The organism is Spectribacter acetivorans, assembly GCF_031846305.1.
Classification (GTDB): domain Bacteria; phylum Pseudomonadota; class Gammaproteobacteria; order Nevskiales; family Salinisphaeraceae; genus Spectribacter; species Spectribacter acetivorans.
This window is the reverse complement of sequence record NZ_JAVRHY010000011.1, coordinates 66,638-80,568: the sequence shown is the minus strand read 5'-3', so window position 1 is coordinate 80,568 and position 13,931 is coordinate 66,638. Positions and strand designations below refer to the sequence as shown.

The 13,931-nt window shown below is 69.1% G+C and carries 14 protein-coding genes; 7 read left to right on the top strand and 7 right to left on the bottom strand.

Going from position 1 to position 13,931, the window contains the following annotated elements; translation table 11 throughout:
* Nucleotides 1-28 precede the first annotated feature (28 nt).
* Genes RM531_RS11995 through RM531_RS11970 form a run of 6 tightly spaced genes read right to left on the bottom strand, consistent with a single transcriptional unit; the run spans nucleotide 29 to nucleotide 4,852 of the window.
* Nucleotides 29-514: a DUF6231 family protein gene (locus RM531_RS11995; RefSeq protein WP_311659553.1), complete on the bottom strand. Its 486-nt coding sequence runs from the start codon at nucleotides 512-514 to the stop codon at nucleotides 29-31.
* A complete protein-coding gene (gene glcF / locus RM531_RS11990; protein ID WP_311659552.1) occupies nucleotides 507-1,718 on the bottom strand; it encodes a glycolate oxidase subunit GlcF in 1,212 nt (403 codons plus the stop codon). Before glcF ends, RM531_RS11995 begins: the two co-directional genes overlap by 8 nt.
* A 6-nt stretch (nucleotides 1,719-1,724) precedes the next feature.
* Nucleotides 1,725-2,024, bottom strand: coding sequence for a type II toxin-antitoxin system RelE/ParE family toxin (locus RM531_RS11985; protein ID WP_311659551.1), 300 nt, complete (start codon nucleotides 2,022-2,024; stop codon nucleotides 1,725-1,727).
* Entirely contained in the window at nucleotides 2,021-2,260 is a 240-nt protein-coding gene (locus tag RM531_RS11980; RefSeq protein WP_311659550.1) for an addiction module protein, read from the bottom strand. The genes RM531_RS11985 and RM531_RS11980 overlap by 4 nt, the downstream gene beginning before the upstream one ends.
* Before the next feature lie 43 nt (nucleotides 2,261-2,303).
* A complete protein-coding gene (glcE, locus tag RM531_RS11975; protein WP_311659549.1) occupies nucleotides 2,304-3,374 on the bottom strand; it encodes a glycolate oxidase subunit GlcE in 1,071 nt (356 codons plus the stop codon).
* Nucleotides 3,371-4,852, bottom strand: coding sequence for an FAD-linked oxidase C-terminal domain-containing protein (locus RM531_RS11970; protein ID WP_311659548.1), 1,482 nt, complete (start codon nucleotides 4,850-4,852; stop codon nucleotides 3,371-3,373). The genes glcE and RM531_RS11970 overlap by 4 nt, the downstream gene beginning before the upstream one ends.
* A gap of 137 nt (nucleotides 4,853-4,989) precedes the next feature.
* Between RM531_RS11970 and RM531_RS11965 the strand changes: the two genes are divergently transcribed.
* Genes RM531_RS11965 through RM531_RS11950 form a run of 4 tightly spaced genes read left to right on the top strand, consistent with a single transcriptional unit; the run spans nucleotide 4,990 to nucleotide 7,244 of the window.
* Entirely contained in the window at nucleotides 4,990-5,511 is a 522-nt protein-coding gene (locus RM531_RS11965) for a dihydrofolate reductase (RefSeq protein ID WP_349255438.1), read from the top strand.
* 6 nt (nucleotides 5,512-5,517) lie between these two features.
* On the top strand, nucleotides 5,518-5,787 hold the full coding sequence (locus tag RM531_RS11960) for an acyl-CoA-binding protein (protein ID WP_311659547.1): 270 nt from the start codon (nucleotides 5,518-5,520) through the stop codon (nucleotides 5,785-5,787).
* A gap of 3 nt (nucleotides 5,788-5,790) precedes the next feature.
* Entirely contained in the window at nucleotides 5,791-6,411 is a 621-nt protein-coding gene (locus tag RM531_RS11955; RefSeq protein ID WP_311659546.1) for an HAD-IA family hydrolase, read from the top strand.
* Nucleotides 6,408-7,244 (top strand): NAD-dependent protein deacetylase, encoded by an 837-nt coding sequence (locus RM531_RS11950; protein ID WP_311659545.1) that lies wholly within the window; start codon nucleotides 6,408-6,410, stop codon nucleotides 7,242-7,244. The genes RM531_RS11955 and RM531_RS11950 overlap by 4 nt, the downstream gene beginning before the upstream one ends.
* Here RM531_RS11950 and RM531_RS11945 read toward each other — a convergent pair.
* Nucleotides 7,241-7,372, bottom strand: coding sequence for a hypothetical protein (locus tag RM531_RS11945; RefSeq protein WP_311659544.1), 132 nt, complete (start codon nucleotides 7,370-7,372; stop codon nucleotides 7,241-7,243). The two genes, RM531_RS11950 and RM531_RS11945, sit on opposite strands and share 4 nt — an antisense overlap.
* Before the next feature lie 38 nt (nucleotides 7,373-7,410).
* On the opposite strand from RM531_RS11945, the gene RM531_RS11940 reads away from it, so the two are divergent.
* The 3 genes from RM531_RS11940 to RM531_RS11930 all read left to right on the top strand — a co-directional run bounded on the left by RM531_RS11940 (nucleotide 7,411) and on the right by RM531_RS11930 (nucleotide 13,923).
* Nucleotides 7,411-8,343, top strand: coding sequence for an ROK family protein (locus tag RM531_RS11940; protein WP_311659543.1), 933 nt, complete (start codon nucleotides 7,411-7,413; stop codon nucleotides 8,341-8,343).
* A gap of 43 nt (nucleotides 8,344-8,386) precedes the next feature.
* Nucleotides 8,387-9,043, top strand: coding sequence for a maleylacetoacetate isomerase (maiA, locus tag RM531_RS11935; protein WP_311659541.1), 657 nt, complete (start codon nucleotides 8,387-8,389; stop codon nucleotides 9,041-9,043).
* Between the two features lie 110 nt (nucleotides 9,044-9,153).
* A complete protein-coding gene (locus RM531_RS11930) occupies nucleotides 9,154-13,923 on the top strand; it encodes an NAD-glutamate dehydrogenase (RefSeq protein WP_311659539.1) in 4,770 nt (1,589 codons plus the stop codon).
* The last annotated feature ends 8 nt before the right edge of the window (nucleotides 13,924-13,931 follow it).

Sequence of the window (13,931 nt, the reverse complement as noted above, 5' to 3'; positions counted from 1 at the left end):
GCTGCACGTACCCTGGCCCGGCCGCCCCCTACCAGCGCTCCTGCCCCCACCGCTCCGGATTCGCCCAGTAGCGGCTGTTCAGCCAGTCCGGTACGTCCTTGTAGTCGTGGATGTTGAAGCGATACAGCCGCCAGTCCGCGAAGTGGCCGGCCCGCTTGAGGCCGTAGCCGATCAGATCGGCATTGGTCCAGTCGGCTGCGGGACTCACGATCAGCCAGAACCGGTGGCTGTAGATGTCGCGCAGTCGGCCGAGGCCCTGGGCCGCGGCGCGGGTAGGGCGGCTTTCCAGCAGGTCGGTCACGATGGCCAGGTCAAAGGCCTGCTCGCCGACCCGGGCATCGTCCATCTCGGCCGGTGTCAGCGTCAGGCAGTCCGCGTCGGGGGCGCGCTCGCGAATGCGCGCGGCCAGCGGCGTCTCGTCCTCGGCCACCAGCAGAATTCGCGCCGGCGGTGGGTCGCCCAGGTTGTCGGCGAGATAATCGAGCAGGTCGGGTGGCGGGGCGGCGTCAGCCATCCAGCAATTCGATCCAGTGGCGCACGGGCACGCCTGCGGCGGTGCCCAGATGCAGCTGGCAGCCGATGTTGGCGGTGACGATGGTGTCCGGGTCACCGGCCTGCAGATTGGTCAGCTTGTCGTCGCGCAAGCGGTTGGCCATGGCCGGCTGCAGGATCGAGTAGGTGCCGGCGGAGCCACAGCAGAGGTGCTTGTCCCGGATGGGCGTGAGCCTGAAACCGGCGGTCTGCAGCACGCCGGCCACCCGGTCCTGTAATCCGGGCGCGTTCTGCAGGGTGCAGGGCGGATGGTAGGCCACCGGCCGGCCGGCGCCGAGGTTGTGGAATGCCGTGAGGTCCTCGTCGGCCAGGATATCGCCCAGATCCCGCACCAGTTCGGTGACCCGCCTGGCCTTATCCGCGTAGTCGGGGTCGTCGCGCAGCAGGTGGCCGTACTCCGCCAGCTGGGCGCCGCAGCCGCTGGCAGTGACCACGACGGCCTCGGCACCGGCCTGGATATGCGGCCACCAGGCATCGATGTTGCGGCGGGCGAAATCCAGCGCCTCGTCCCGGGCGCTCAGATGCTGGGGCAGGGCGCCGCAGCAGCCGGCTTCGCGAACGCGCACCAGCCGGATGCCCAGCCGATCCAGCACCCGTGCGGCGGCGGCATTGGTGCGCGGTGCCGCGGCCGGCTGCACGCAGCCGTCGAGCACCAGCATGGTCCGCGTCGCAGCGGTCGAGTCCGGCCAGCTGCCGGCGGTCTGGCGCGGGGGAATCTTGGCTTTCAGCGGCGCCGGCATCAGGGGCCGGAACAACTGCCCCAGCCGGAGCAGCGGCGTGAACCGCTCCCGGTAGGCCATGAACCGCCGCAGGCCCCAGCGCATGAATCGCTCGACCGGGCCGCGTCGCACCTGCCGGTCGACCAGATCACGGCCGATGTCGGCCAGTCGGCCGTATTCCACGCCGGACGGGCAGGTGGTCTCGCAGGCCCGGCAGGTCAGGCAGCGGTCGAGATGGGTCTGGGTGGCGCGCGTGGGCTCGGCGCCTTCCAGAACCTGCTTGATCAGGTAGATGCGTCCCCGCGGGCTGTCGCGTTCGTCCCCCAGCAGTTGATAGGTGGGGCAGGTCGCGGTGCAGAAGCCACAGTGGGTGCAGGCGCGCAGTATGCGGTCGGCCTCTTGGCCGTCCGGGGTGTTGCGCAAGGTGTCGGTGATGGCGGTTTGCATGGATGTCTATTCTCGGAGGCGTTGACGCCAGCGCTTCGGATCCAGCTGGGGATGAAAGATACCGAGCACGATAATCTCCTGCTCATTTTCGCGGTACAAAATGCCGTGCGGGAATCCCGTAACCGGCCAGCGACGGACATTCAAGTCAATGATTGCCATCGCCTGCGGGTTTTCCGGGATGGCGGCCAGGCTGCGGTCGACCGCCAGCAGAAAGCGTCGTCCGAGAGTGGAGTCGAGGCCGCGATAGTAGGCGTTCTGCGCCCGCAGATCAGCCCGGGCTGAGCGGAGTAGTCGTACCGGCTTCAATCGTTTTCGCGCAGGAGGTCCCGAATCACCTCGTCGGCAGCATAGGCCGGCTCCTTGCCGTCTAGGTAGGCGCGATAGCGGCGATCCGCCTCCTCGATCCAGGCTGCCTGAACCGCCGCGGTATCCGTCTCCGCCGCGTCGTCCAGACTGGCGATCAGTCGCGAGGCCATGCGTGCGCGTTCGTTTCGGGGCAGCGCGAGCAGTGTTTGTTCCAGGCTTGCAGGGGAGTCGTTCATCCGCAGCATCCGTTGGACGGTTCCACTCCCGAGTCTATCGGGGTCAGCGGGCCGAATCGAGCCAGGGGTAAAGCCGACCCGGATTGAGAATACCGGCCGGGTCCAGCGATTGCTTCACCCGCTGGTGCAGCTTGCGCATGGCGTCGGGCAGCGGATGGAAGCGGGCATCGTGGTCGCCGCGGAACAGGGTGGCATGGCCCCCGGCCTTCTCGGCCGTGTCGCGTACCGTCGCCGGATCGGCGTCGCTGACCAGCCAGCGCTGGGCGCCGCCCCAGTCCAGGGCCTGGTCGCCCGGCAGGTCGGCCAGCGGGGCGGCCGGCGGCACGGAAAGTCGCCATAGCGGTTCGGCGCCGGCGGTCAACGGCGTCTGCAGTTCGCGGATACGGGTCCAGCGATCGGGATCATCATCCACATCGCCCCCGATGGCGTCGCGGGCCGCATCCACGGCGCGTTCGGCGCCGGACAACCGCAGATATAGCTCGCCAGTCTCCCAGTAGGCGCCCGAGAGCGGCCAGGGCTTGCCGGCCAGTTCGTTCATGCGGGTGATGGCTGTCGTGGCGTCGAGTTGCTGGACCAGCGTGGCTTCCGCCGCCGGGCGGGGCAGCACCTTGAGGCTGATGCTGACCAGCACACCCAGCGTGCCGTATGCCCCGGCCATCAGCCGCGACACATCGTAGCCGGCCACGTTCTTCATCACGTCGCCCCCGAAATGCAGCAGTTCGCCCCGGCCGTTGATCACGCGGGTGCCGAGCACCAGGTCACGCGCCGCGCCACCCCAGGGGCGGCGGGGCCCGGACAATCCCGTGGCAATGGTGCCGCCGAGGGTGGCATCGGCGCCGAAATGCGGGGGCTCGAATGACAGCATCTGCCCCTGTTCGGCGAGCACGGTTTCCAGCTCGGCCAGACGGGTGCCGGCGCGGGCGGTAACCACCAGTTCGCCGGGCTGATAGTCCACGATCCCGGTCAGGGCGCTGACGTCCAGAAACGCCCCGTCCACCGGGTGTCCGAGAAAGGCCTTGGTGCCGCCGCCGCGAATGGCCAGCGGGGTACTGCGCTCGTGGGCAGCGGCAACGCGCTCGCGCAGGGCGGAGATCAGATCTTCGGTGCCGGTCACAGGCGCTCCAGTTCCGGGTGCGGCAGTTCACCGTTGTGCACGTGCATGGCCCCGAATTCGGCACAGCGGTTGAGCGTGGGCACGGCCTTGCCGGGGTTGAGCAGGCCGTGCGGGTCGAAGGCCGCCTTGATGGCGTGAAACTGATCCCGCTCGGCGTCGTTGAACTGCAGGCACATGTGACCGATCTTCTCCACGCCGACGCCGTGTTCGCCGGTGATGGTGCCGCCCACTTCCAGGCACAACTCGAGGATCTTCCCGCCATAGGCCTCGGTGCGTTCCAGCTCGCCGGGGTTGTTGGCGTCGTAGAGAATCAGCGGATGCAGGTTGCCGTCGCCGGCGTGGAACACGTTGGCCACGCCCTGACCGTATTCCTCGGACAGCGCGTAAATGCCCTTGAGCACCCGGGCCAGATGCCGGCGCGGAATGGTGCCGTCCATGCAGTAGTAATCTGGGGCGATGCGGCCCATCGCCGGGAAGGCGGCCTTGCGCCCGGACCAGAATAGCGCCCGCTCGGCATCGTCACGCGAGACGCGCACGTCGGTGGCACCCTCTCGTTCGACCACCGCGGTGACCGCGTCGATGTGTTCCGCCACCTCGGCCTCGGTGCCGTCGACCTCGCACAGCAGGATCGCCGCGGCATCGGTGGGATAGCCGGCGTGGACAAAGTCCTCCACCGCGCGGATCGCCGGGCCGTCCATCATCTCCAGCCCGGCCGGGATGATGCCGGCGCCGATGATCGCCGCGACCGCCTCGCCGGCCCGCTCGACATCATCAAACGCAGCCAGGATCACCCGGGCGGATTCGGGGCTCGGCAGCAACTTGACGGTGACTTCCACGATCACCCCCAGCATGCCCTCGGAACCGGTCATCAGCGCCAGCAAATCGTAGCCCGGCGCATCCAGCGCCCGGTTGCCGATGGTCAGCAGGTTGCCATCCACCGTCACCACCTTGAGTTCCAGCAGGTTGTGCACGGTCAGCCCGTATTTCAGGCAGTGCACGCCGCCGGAGTTCTCTGCGACGTTACCGCCGATGGAACAGGCGATCTGGGACGAGGGATCGGGGGCGTAGTACAGGCCGTATGCCGCCGCCGCTTCGGAGATGGCCAGGTTGCGCACCCCCGGCTGCAGGCGGGCACAGCGGTTGTCGGCGTCGATGTCCAGAATCCGGTTGAAGCGGGCCAGCGACAGCAGCACGCCGTTGTCCAGCGGCAGCGCGCCGCCCGAGAGTCCGGTGCCGGCGCCGCGGGCCACCACCGGCACGCCCGCGGTGCTGCACAGCCGCATGATCGCCTGTACCTGGTCGATGGTATCCGGCAGCACCACGATCATCGGCAACTGGCGGTAGGCGGACAGCCCGTCGCACTCGAACGGGGCCAGGTCCTCGGTGCGATGCAGGACCGACTCGGCAGGCAGGATGGACTGCAGGTCGCGTACCAGTTGCGACTTGTGATCGGCGATGTCCGATTGAGCAACGGCCATGGCGTTATCCGGTTCCGGCCGGCCGCGGTATTCGCGGCCCGCTTGCGACATTGGCGCTCAGTCTAGCCGTCTACGGCCCGGCCCCGCATCCATGCCGCCTCGGTTAGACTGCGCGCGTTACCGGCGATGGAGTACCCGTGCGGATTTCCCTGATCGTGGCCATGGACAACAACGGCGTGATCGGCCACGAAGGCGGCATGCCCTGGCACCTGCCGGCCGATCTGCGGCACTTCCGGCAGCACACCACCGGCAAGCCCATCCTGATGGGGCGGCGCACTTTCGAGTCCATCGGCCGCCCGCTTCCGAACCGCGACAATCTGGTGCTCACGCGGCAGCCGGATTTCCATGCCGAGGGCGTGCACCGCGTGGCCGATCTGCAGGCCGGTATCGATCTGGCGGACGCCGATGGTGCGACCGAGATGATGGTAATCGGCGGGGCTCAGATCTATGACCTGGCACTGCCGCGGGCCGATCGCCTTCTGATCACCCGCATCGACGGAACGTTCCCCGGGGACACCTGGTTCCCCGCCATCGACGAAACCGAATGGGATACCGTCGCCGACGAGTACCGGGCCGCGGATGAACGTAACCCCGTGGCCTGCCGGTTTCTGGATCTGCGGCGCCGGCATCGGCCGGGGCCCGTCAACCACGAGGAGTGATGAACCATGGCGGATGTGACAGCCGAGTTCGAACAGGCGCAGAAGGATGTCGAAACGCTCACCAAACGGCCCAGCAATGAAGATCTGCTGGCGCTGTACGCCCACTACAAGCAGGCCACTGCCGGCGATGTCGCGGGCAAGCGTCCCGGCATGACCGACTTCAAGGGCCGCGCCAAGTACGACGCCTGGGCAAAGTTGAAAGGCACCGATGCCGAGGCCGCGATGCGGGCCTACATCGCCAAGGTCGGCCAGTTGCTGGATGCCGAGCGCGGCTGAGCCGTGTGGCTGATCTTCGACCTGGGCGGCGTGCTGATCGACGTTGAGCCGCTTGAGGCCACGCTGGCGCGACTGGCCGCCGAATCCGATACCCCGGTGGCCGAACTGCGCGAGCCGCTGCGCGAGGCCTTCGCCAGCGAGCAGCGGTCATTGTCGGAACAGTTCCAGTGGGGGGATCTCGACGAGGCCGGGTTTCTGGCGGCGCTGGATGCGCGGCTGACGCGGCCGCTGGGTCCGGCAGTGCTGGCCCGCCACATGGCCGGCATGCTGCGCGGCGCGATTGCCGAGACCCCGGCCCTGCTGGCGGCTCTGGCGGCGCGTCACCCGGTGGCCTGTTACTCCAACACCAATCCGGTGCACTGGCGTGCCGCACTCGCCCGATTCGACTTCATGGGCCTGTTCCGCCATGCCATGGCCTCGCACGAGGAGCGCCTGGCCAAGCCGGACCCGCGGGTGTTCGAGCGGGTTCAGGCGCGCCTGGGTGCCGGGCCGGGGGAGTGCCTGCTGATCGACGACCGCGAGATCAACGTCACTGCCGCCCGCCGCGCCGGCTGGGCGGCCCTGCCGTTCACCGATGCCGACACGCTGCGACGCGATCTGGCGGCCCGGGGCATCACGCCGTGACCGGACCGGTGATTACCGATGCGCCGGCGCCGTTGATCGATCTGATGCGGACCGTGCCGCGCTGGCTGGTACTCACCGGGGCCGGCATGAGCACCGCCTCGGGCATTCCCGACTATCGCGATGCGGATGGGGCCTGGAAACGTCAGCAGCCCATGACCGGCCAAGCCTTCCGCGCCAGCCCGGCACGCCGTCAGCGTTACTGGGCCGGCAGCTTCAGCGGCTGGCCCCGGGTGGCGGCGGCCGCGCCCAATGCCGCCCACCGGGCGCTGGCCGCGCTGGAAGCGGCCGGCTGCGTCGCCGGGGTGGTCACCCAGAACGTGGACCGGCTGCATCAGCGGGCCGGCAGCCGCCGGGTGGTGGATCTGCACGGCCGCCTGGATCGGCTGATCTGTCTCGACTGCGGCGGCCGCTATGCCCGCACTGCATTTCAGCAACGGCTGGCGGCGGCCAATCCGGATCTGTCGGCCGCCGATGCGCAGGCCGCGCCGGATGGCGACAGTCCGGTGGCCGCGGCACGCAGCCAGCGATTCAACGTCCCCGATTGCCGCCGTTGCGGGGGCGTGCTGAAACCGGACGTGGTGTTCTTCGGCGAGAACGTACCGCGGCGCCGGGTGGCGCGGGTGAGGCGGTGGCTCGCCGACGCGGACGGCCTGCTGGTGGTGGGGTCGTCGCTGATGATCTGGTCGGGCCTGCGTTTCGTGCGCGCTGCCCATGCCGCCGGTCAGCCGCTGGCCGCGGTCAATCTTGGCCGCACCCGGGCCGACGACCTGTTCGACCTGCGTCTGACCGCCGACTGCACCGCCGCGCTGCCGGCGGTGGCCGCCGCTCTCTAGGTCGGGTCGTGACCCGCGTCCCGGCCGTGATCGACCAGCCCGAAGGGCACGCCGCCCGGCACCAGCGCGCCGGCCAGGCCGAACAGGACGGCCCGCAGCCGGGCCTGCATTCGATGAACTCGCCGCATGTCGTGTCTCCCGCGTCAACTCGCCCGGGCAGACTGCCATGAGCCGGTTGCCGTTTCGTGACGCGGCCGGGTGCGCCCGCATCGGCATCGATCTGGGTGGTACCAAGATCGCGGGCGTGGTGCTCGATGCCGAGGGCAGAATTGCCGTCGAGCGGCGGGTGGCCACGCCGATCGGCGATTACCGCGGTACCGTGGCGGCGGTTCGCGATCTGGTAGCGGCGCTGGAATCCGAGGCCGGTGCCGATGGGCTGAGTGTCGGCGTGGGTACGCCGGGTTCGGTGTCGCCCTCGACCGGCCTGATCCGCAACGCCAACTCCGTGTGTCTCAACGGTCAGCCGCTGGGTCGGGATCTGGAGGCCGCGCTGCAGCGACCGGTGCGGCTGGCCAACGACGCCGATTGTCTGGCGGTGTCCGAGGCCGCCGACGGTGCCGGCGCGGACGCTGACAGCGTGTTCGCGGTGATTCTGGGCACCGGCGTGGGCGGGGGGTTTGTCCATCGCGGGCAGTTGCTGACCGGCGCCAACGGCATCGCCGGCGAGTGGGGACACAATCCGCTGCCCTGGGCGCGGGATCAATCGGAGTGGCCGGGACCGGTCTGCTGGTGCGGCCGGACCGGCTGCCTGGAAACCTGGTTGTCCGGACCGGCACTGGCTGCCGATTATCGTCAGCGCGGCGGAACCGAATGCGACGCCCGCGTGATCGTGGAGCGGGCCGGGCAGGGCGAGGCGCTGGCGCAAGCCGTGCTGGCCGACTACGAGCATCGGCTGGCGCGGGCGCTTGCCGGCATCATCAACGTGCTGGACCCGGCGATGATCGTGCTGGGCGGCGGGCTGTCGCAGGTATCGCGTTTCTACGAGCATCTGCCGGCGCTATGGACGCCGTTCGTTTTCGCCGATCGCGTCGTGACCGGGATCCGCCCGGCTGTGCACGGCGACGCCAGCGGCGTCCGGGGCGCGGCCTGGCTGTGGTAGCGCGTATACTGCCGACTCCTACGATTGCCGCAGTAACCCGGTCATGCTTCAGCTATACACCCACTACCGCAGTGTGTCGGCGCACCGCGTGCGCATCGCGCTCAACATCAAGGGCGTCAGCTACAAGTCCATCTTTCTCGACGTGGGCAACGCGCCGGCCGAGCGGCTGACTTACCTGAACCTGAATCCGCAGGGCCTGATCCCGGCGCTGGTGGTGGATGAGAATCTGCTGATTACGCAGTCCTCGGCGATCCTGGAATACCTGGAGGAGCGTTATCCCGAGCGGGCGCTGCTGCCCGAGGATATTGCCCTGCGGGCCCAGATCCGGTCGTTTGCCCAGATTGCCGTGGCCGACACCCATCCGCTGAACAATCTGCGCACGCTGCGCTATCTGCGCGACGAGATGAAGCTAGACTTCGAGCAGCGCAGCCAGTGGTTCGTGCACTGGCTGCACAAGGCGTTCGCGCCGATGGAATCGATTCTCGCCGGCACCGATCACGACGGCGCCTACTGCTTCGGCGATCGCGCCAGCCTGGCCGATGTATGCCTGGTACCTCAGGTAAGCCTGGCCGAGCGCTACGGCGTCGATCTCAGCGATTATCCGCGCCTGCGACAGGTCTACCGAAGCTGCCTCACCATGGCCGCCTTCCAGGCGGCCGCGCCGGAGACCCAGGCCGACCACGCCGCCTCCGGGCGCTGACGCGTCCGGTGCCAGCGTCGCCCGCGGCGCCGCCGGATTCAACGTGGCGGGTTGGCCCCGCGTCCGGGCGGCGCTAGGCTGGCGGGCAAGTTATCCCGACCTGGCTCGCCGTGGATCTGTCCCAGCCCGCTGATATCGAAAACCTGGTCCGGGCTGCCGAGGCGGCGCCGGCACCGGATGACCCGCCCGATTTCGCCACTTTCCTGCGCGCCTACCTCAGTGACGCCCACCCTGGCCATCTGCAGAACCGGTCTGCGGAAACCCTGCTGGCCATCGCGCGCCGCCACCGCCGGCTGGCCGATGCACGCCCCCCGCGGCAGGCCTGCATCGAGGTCTACCGGCCCGACTATCCTGCCGATGATCGCACCCGCGTAGTGGCTACCGTGGCCACGGACATGCCGTTTCTGGTCGACAGCGTCAGCATGGCGGTGCGAGAGGCCGGCGGCGTGCCCGACTGGCTGCTGCACCCGGTGCTGCGGGTGTCTCGCGATGAACAGCATCGCTGTGCGTGGGTGCTGGGCCCGGCCGACAGCGACATCCACGGCGATGAGGAATCCTTCATTCATCTGCAGTTCGAGGCCGGACCGGATTACGACGACAACGCGCTGAACGCGCGGCTGCCGTTGATCCTCGACGACCTGCGGGTGGTGGTGGATGACTTCGCCGGCATGCGCCGTACCCTGCAGCAGGCCATCGACGACACCGCCCGGGCGCCGGCCGGCGCCGATGTCGAGGAACGCAGCGAAGCCGAAGCCTTTCTGCGCTGGCTGGGTGATGATCACTTCACCTTTCTGGGTTATCGCCAGCGTGCGGTCGGGGCGGACGACGGCCTGACCACGGTGCCGAATTCCAGTCTCGGCCTGCTGCGGGAGGATCGGCCGGGGCTCGACCCCGACGGTTACCTGGCCCCGTCCGCCGAGCTGGACAAGCACGCCATGTCCACCCGGCCGGTGGTGGTCACCAAATCGAACACCGGTAGCTGGCTGCACCACGCCGACATCATGGATGTGGTGACGGTCAAGCGCCTGGATGACGCCGGTAATGTCATCGGCGCTCATCGTTTCCTGGGGCTGTTTTCCGGCGATGCCTATGCCGCCAGCCCGCGGGACATTCCCATGCTCCGGCGCAAGGTGCGGGGGGTGGTGGCGCGCGCGGCCCTGCGTCCGCGCAGCCACGCGGCCAAGACGCTGCACTACCTGCTCGAAACCTATCCGCGTGACGAGCTGTTCCAGAGCGGCGAGGAAGAGCTCTATCGCACCGCCATGGGCATGCTGGCGCTGCGGGAATCCCAGCGCATGCGGCTGTTTCTGCGCCGCGACCGTTACGGCCGCTTTTTCTCCTGCATGGTGCATCTGCCGCGCGAGCGCTATTCGGTGGCGGTTCGCCACAGCATCGGCAAACGGCTGGCCGAACTGCTCGGCGGCGAGCCCCGGGACTCCTGGTCGCAGTTCCTGCGCGGCGGTCTCGTACGGATGCATTTCAGTGTGGCCACGCCGCCGGGTACCGATCACCACCCCGACGTGGCGACAATGGAAACCGAGTTGCTGCGCACCATCCGCCGCTGGTCGGATGCATTTCGCGCCGCGCTGGCGGACGAGCCGGATGCGCCGGCGGGGCTGGCGGCCTATGCCGAGGCTTTCTCCGCCGCGTATCAGGAACGCCACGAGGCGGAGCGGGCGGTGGCCGACGCGCAGGAACTCGAGACACTGAGCGATGACGAGCCGCGGCTGCGGCTGGTTTGCCGCGACGGGGGGGTTGCGGTGCGGCTTTACGGGCGCGGCGCGGAAACCCCGCTGGCCGAGATGCTGCCGGTTCTGCAGCACTTCGGGCTGCAGGTGACCCGCCAGCGGCCGTTCACCGTGCGGCCGGCCGGTCACCAGCCGGCCTGGATCCACGATTTCGAGATCCGGCCGCTGGCGGACACGCCCGACGCCGAGGCGGTCGAGCGGCTGGAGCAGGCCTTTGCCGAGGTCTGGGCCGGCCGCGCCGAGGGTGACGCCCTCAACGCGTTGGTGCTGGGCGCCGGCCTGGCCGCCCGCGACGTGGCTCTGCTACGCACGATCACCCGCTATCTGCGCCAGACCCCGCTGCCCTACAGCCTGGATGGCATCGAGCAGCGGCTGGTGGAAAACCCCGACCTGGCCGGGGCGCTGGTCGGGCTGTTCCACGCCCGCTGCGAACCGGACCTGGCCGACCGGCGTTCGCGTGAACTCGCCCATGTCGAAACCATCCATCAGGGGCTGGATGCGGTGGCCAGTCTGGATGCCGACCGGGTGCTGCGCGCCTGCCTGGCCGTGGTGCTTGCCACCCTGCGCACCAACTACTTCCAGCGCGACGAGCAGGATCGGCCGCGGGCCGCGATCAGCCTCAAGCTGGACCCGCACCGGCTGCCGGAACTGCCGGAACCGCGGCCGATGTTCGAGGCCTTTGTCTACGCCCCCACGGTGGAAGGGATTCACCTGCGGGCTGGCCGGGTCGCCCGGGGCGGCCTGCGCTGGTCCGACCGGCGGGAAGATTTCCGCACCGAGGTGCTGGGCCTGATGAAGGCGCAGGTGGTCAAGAACGCGGTGATCGTGCCGGTAGGCGCCAAGGGCGGTTTCGTGGTGAAGAACGAGGCGCCGGAGGATGACCGCGATACCCGTCAGACCAAGGGCCGGGCGGCCTACCGCACCTTCATCAGCGCGTTACTCGACATCACCGACAACAACCACGGTGGCGAAGTGGTGCCGCCGCCGGCGGTGGTGCGTCACGACGGTGACGACCCCTATCTGGTGGTGGCCGCGGACAAGGGCACGGCGACGTTCTCCGATCTGGCCAACGAAGTGTCCGCCGAATACGGCTTCTGGCTGGACGACGCGTTCGCCTCCGGCGGCTCCGCGGGCTACGACCACAAGGTGATGGGCATTACCGCCCGCGGCGCATGGGTGGGTGTGCAGCGCCACTTCCGTGAACTGGGCACGGACATCCAGGAAACGCCGTTCTCGGTGGTAGGCATTGGCGACATGGGCGGCGACGTGTTCGGCAACGGCATGTTGCTGTCGCGACAGACCCGGCTGCTGGCGGCGTTCAACCATCGCCATATCTTTCTCGACCCCGACCCCGACATCGAACGCAGCTACGCCGAGCGCGAGCGCCTGTTCACCGCGGAGGCGTCGGGCTGGGACGCCTATGACACCAGCGTGATCTCCGCCGGTGGCGGGGTGTTCGAACGCAGCGAGAAATCGGTCGAGCCCTCGGAAGCCGCCTGTGCCTCACTCGGTATCGAGCACAAGCGCTACACTCCCAACGAGCTGATTCACGCGTTGCTTGCGGCACCGGTGGATCTGCTCTGGAACGGCGGCATCGGCACCTACGTCAAGGCGCGCACGGAGTCGCATGCGCAGGTCGGCGACCGGGCCAACGACGGACTGCGGGTGGACGGCCGCGAGCTGCGCTGCCGGGCGGTGGGCGAGGGTGGCAATCTCGGCCTGACCCAGGCCGGCCGCATCGAGTACGCGCTGGCCGGCGGTTACATCAACACCGATGCCATCGACAATTCCGGCGGGGTGGATTCCTCCGATCTCGAGGTCAACATCAAGATCGCCCTGGGCCCGCTGGAAGCCGCCGGCGAGCTGCAGCGCGAGGCGCGTAATGCGTTGCTGGAATCGATGACCGAGGATGTGGCGCAACTGGTGCTGCGCACCAACTACCTGCAGACCCAGCTGATCAGCCTGCTGGCATCCGATGCCGCCGCCCGGCTGGACGAGCACGTCAACCTGATGCGCATGCTCGAGCGCGACGGGCTGCTGGATCGCGCCATCGAGGGCCTGCCCGGTGACGACGCGATCGAGGACCGCATCCGCGACGGCCAGGGCCTGACCCGGCCGGAACTGGCGGTGCTGGTGTCCTACGCCAAGATCACGCTGTTCGCGGACGTGCTCAACAGCGATCTGCCCGATCAGCCGCATCTGGCCGAGTTGCTGCTGGCCGGGTTTCCCCCGGGCCTGCGCGACGAGCACGCCGAGGCCGTGCGCGGGCACCGGCTGCGACGGGAGATCATCGCCACCCTGGCCACCAACCAGTTGGTGGATCGGATGGGCGTCGCCCTGGCGCACCGGCTGGCCGCCGAGCGCGGGGTGGCGCGTGCCGCGGTGGTGCGGGCCTATCTGCTGGCCGCCGAGGCGCTGGACAGCGAAGCCCTGTTCGGGGCGGTGGAGGCGTTGGACAACCGGGTCACCACCGAGTGCCAGTATCGCCTGCTCAAGCGGGTGACCGGTCTGCTCAAGCATGCGGTGGGCTGGCTGCTGGCCCGCGCCAACGGTCAGACCGACATGGCGGGCTGGCTGGAGGACAATCGCGCCGCCGCCCGGCAGCTGCTGGCCGGCCTTTCCGCGCAGTTCGCCGGGGCCTACGCGCGTCAGTTCCGCGACCGCACCCAGGTGCTCGAGGCCGACGGCGTGCCGTCGAACCTGGCGGGCCGGCTGGCGGCCATTGAAGACGCCGGCGGGCTGTTCGACATGCTGGGAATCGCCCGTCACTGCGAGGCCGACCCGGAAAAGGTGGCGGCGCTTTATTTCGAGGTGGGCGATCGCTTGTCCCTGCAGTGGCTGCAGCAGGCGATCCAGGGACTGGCGGCCGAGGGCCGTTGGCAGGCCCTGGCCCGGGCGAGTCTGCGCGATGATTGCTACCGGGCCCACGCGCGGCTGGTCGCCGATATCCTGATTCGCGCCGAGGGGGAATCGCCCGAAATCGACGCCTGGTTGAATGCGCCCGGCAGCCGGGCCGCGTTCGTGGCGCAGCGCCTGAGCGAGCTGCGGGGGACCGAGCAGCCCGGTTTCGAGCATCTTTCCGTGGCGGTGCGCGATCTGGCCGGCCTGGTGCCCGACGAGCCGGGTCGCTGACGCGGCTG

What these genes read in the sequence shown, in the direction of transcription:
- RM531_RS11995 (WP_311659553.1), bottom strand. Translation starts at nt 514, where the DNA reads ATGGCTGACGCCGCCCCGCCACCCGACCTGCTCGATTATCTCGCCGAC.
- glcF (WP_311659552.1), bottom strand. Translation starts at nt 1,718, where the DNA reads ATGCAAACCGCCATCACCGACACCTTGCGCAACACCCCGGACGGCCAA.
- RM531_RS11980 (WP_311659550.1), bottom strand. Translation starts at nt 2,260, where the DNA reads ATGAACGACTCCCCTGCAAGCCTGGAACAAACACTGCTCGCGCTGCCC.
- RM531_RS11970 (WP_311659548.1), bottom strand. Translation starts at nt 4,852, where the DNA reads ATGGCCGTTGCTCAATCGGACATCGCCGATCACAAGTCGCAACTGGTA.
- RM531_RS11960 (WP_311659547.1), top strand. Translation starts at nt 5,518, where the DNA reads ATGGCGGATGTGACAGCCGAGTTCGAACAGGCGCAGAAGGATGTCGAA.
- RM531_RS11945 (WP_311659544.1), bottom strand. Translation starts at nt 7,372, where the DNA reads ATGCGGCGAGTTCATCGAATGCAGGCCCGGCTGCGGGCCGTCCTGTTC.
- RM531_RS11940 (WP_311659543.1), top strand. Translation starts at nt 7,411, where the DNA reads ATGAGCCGGTTGCCGTTTCGTGACGCGGCCGGGTGCGCCCGCATCGGC.
- maiA (WP_311659541.1), top strand. Translation starts at nt 8,387, where the DNA reads ATGCTTCAGCTATACACCCACTACCGCAGTGTGTCGGCGCACCGCGTG.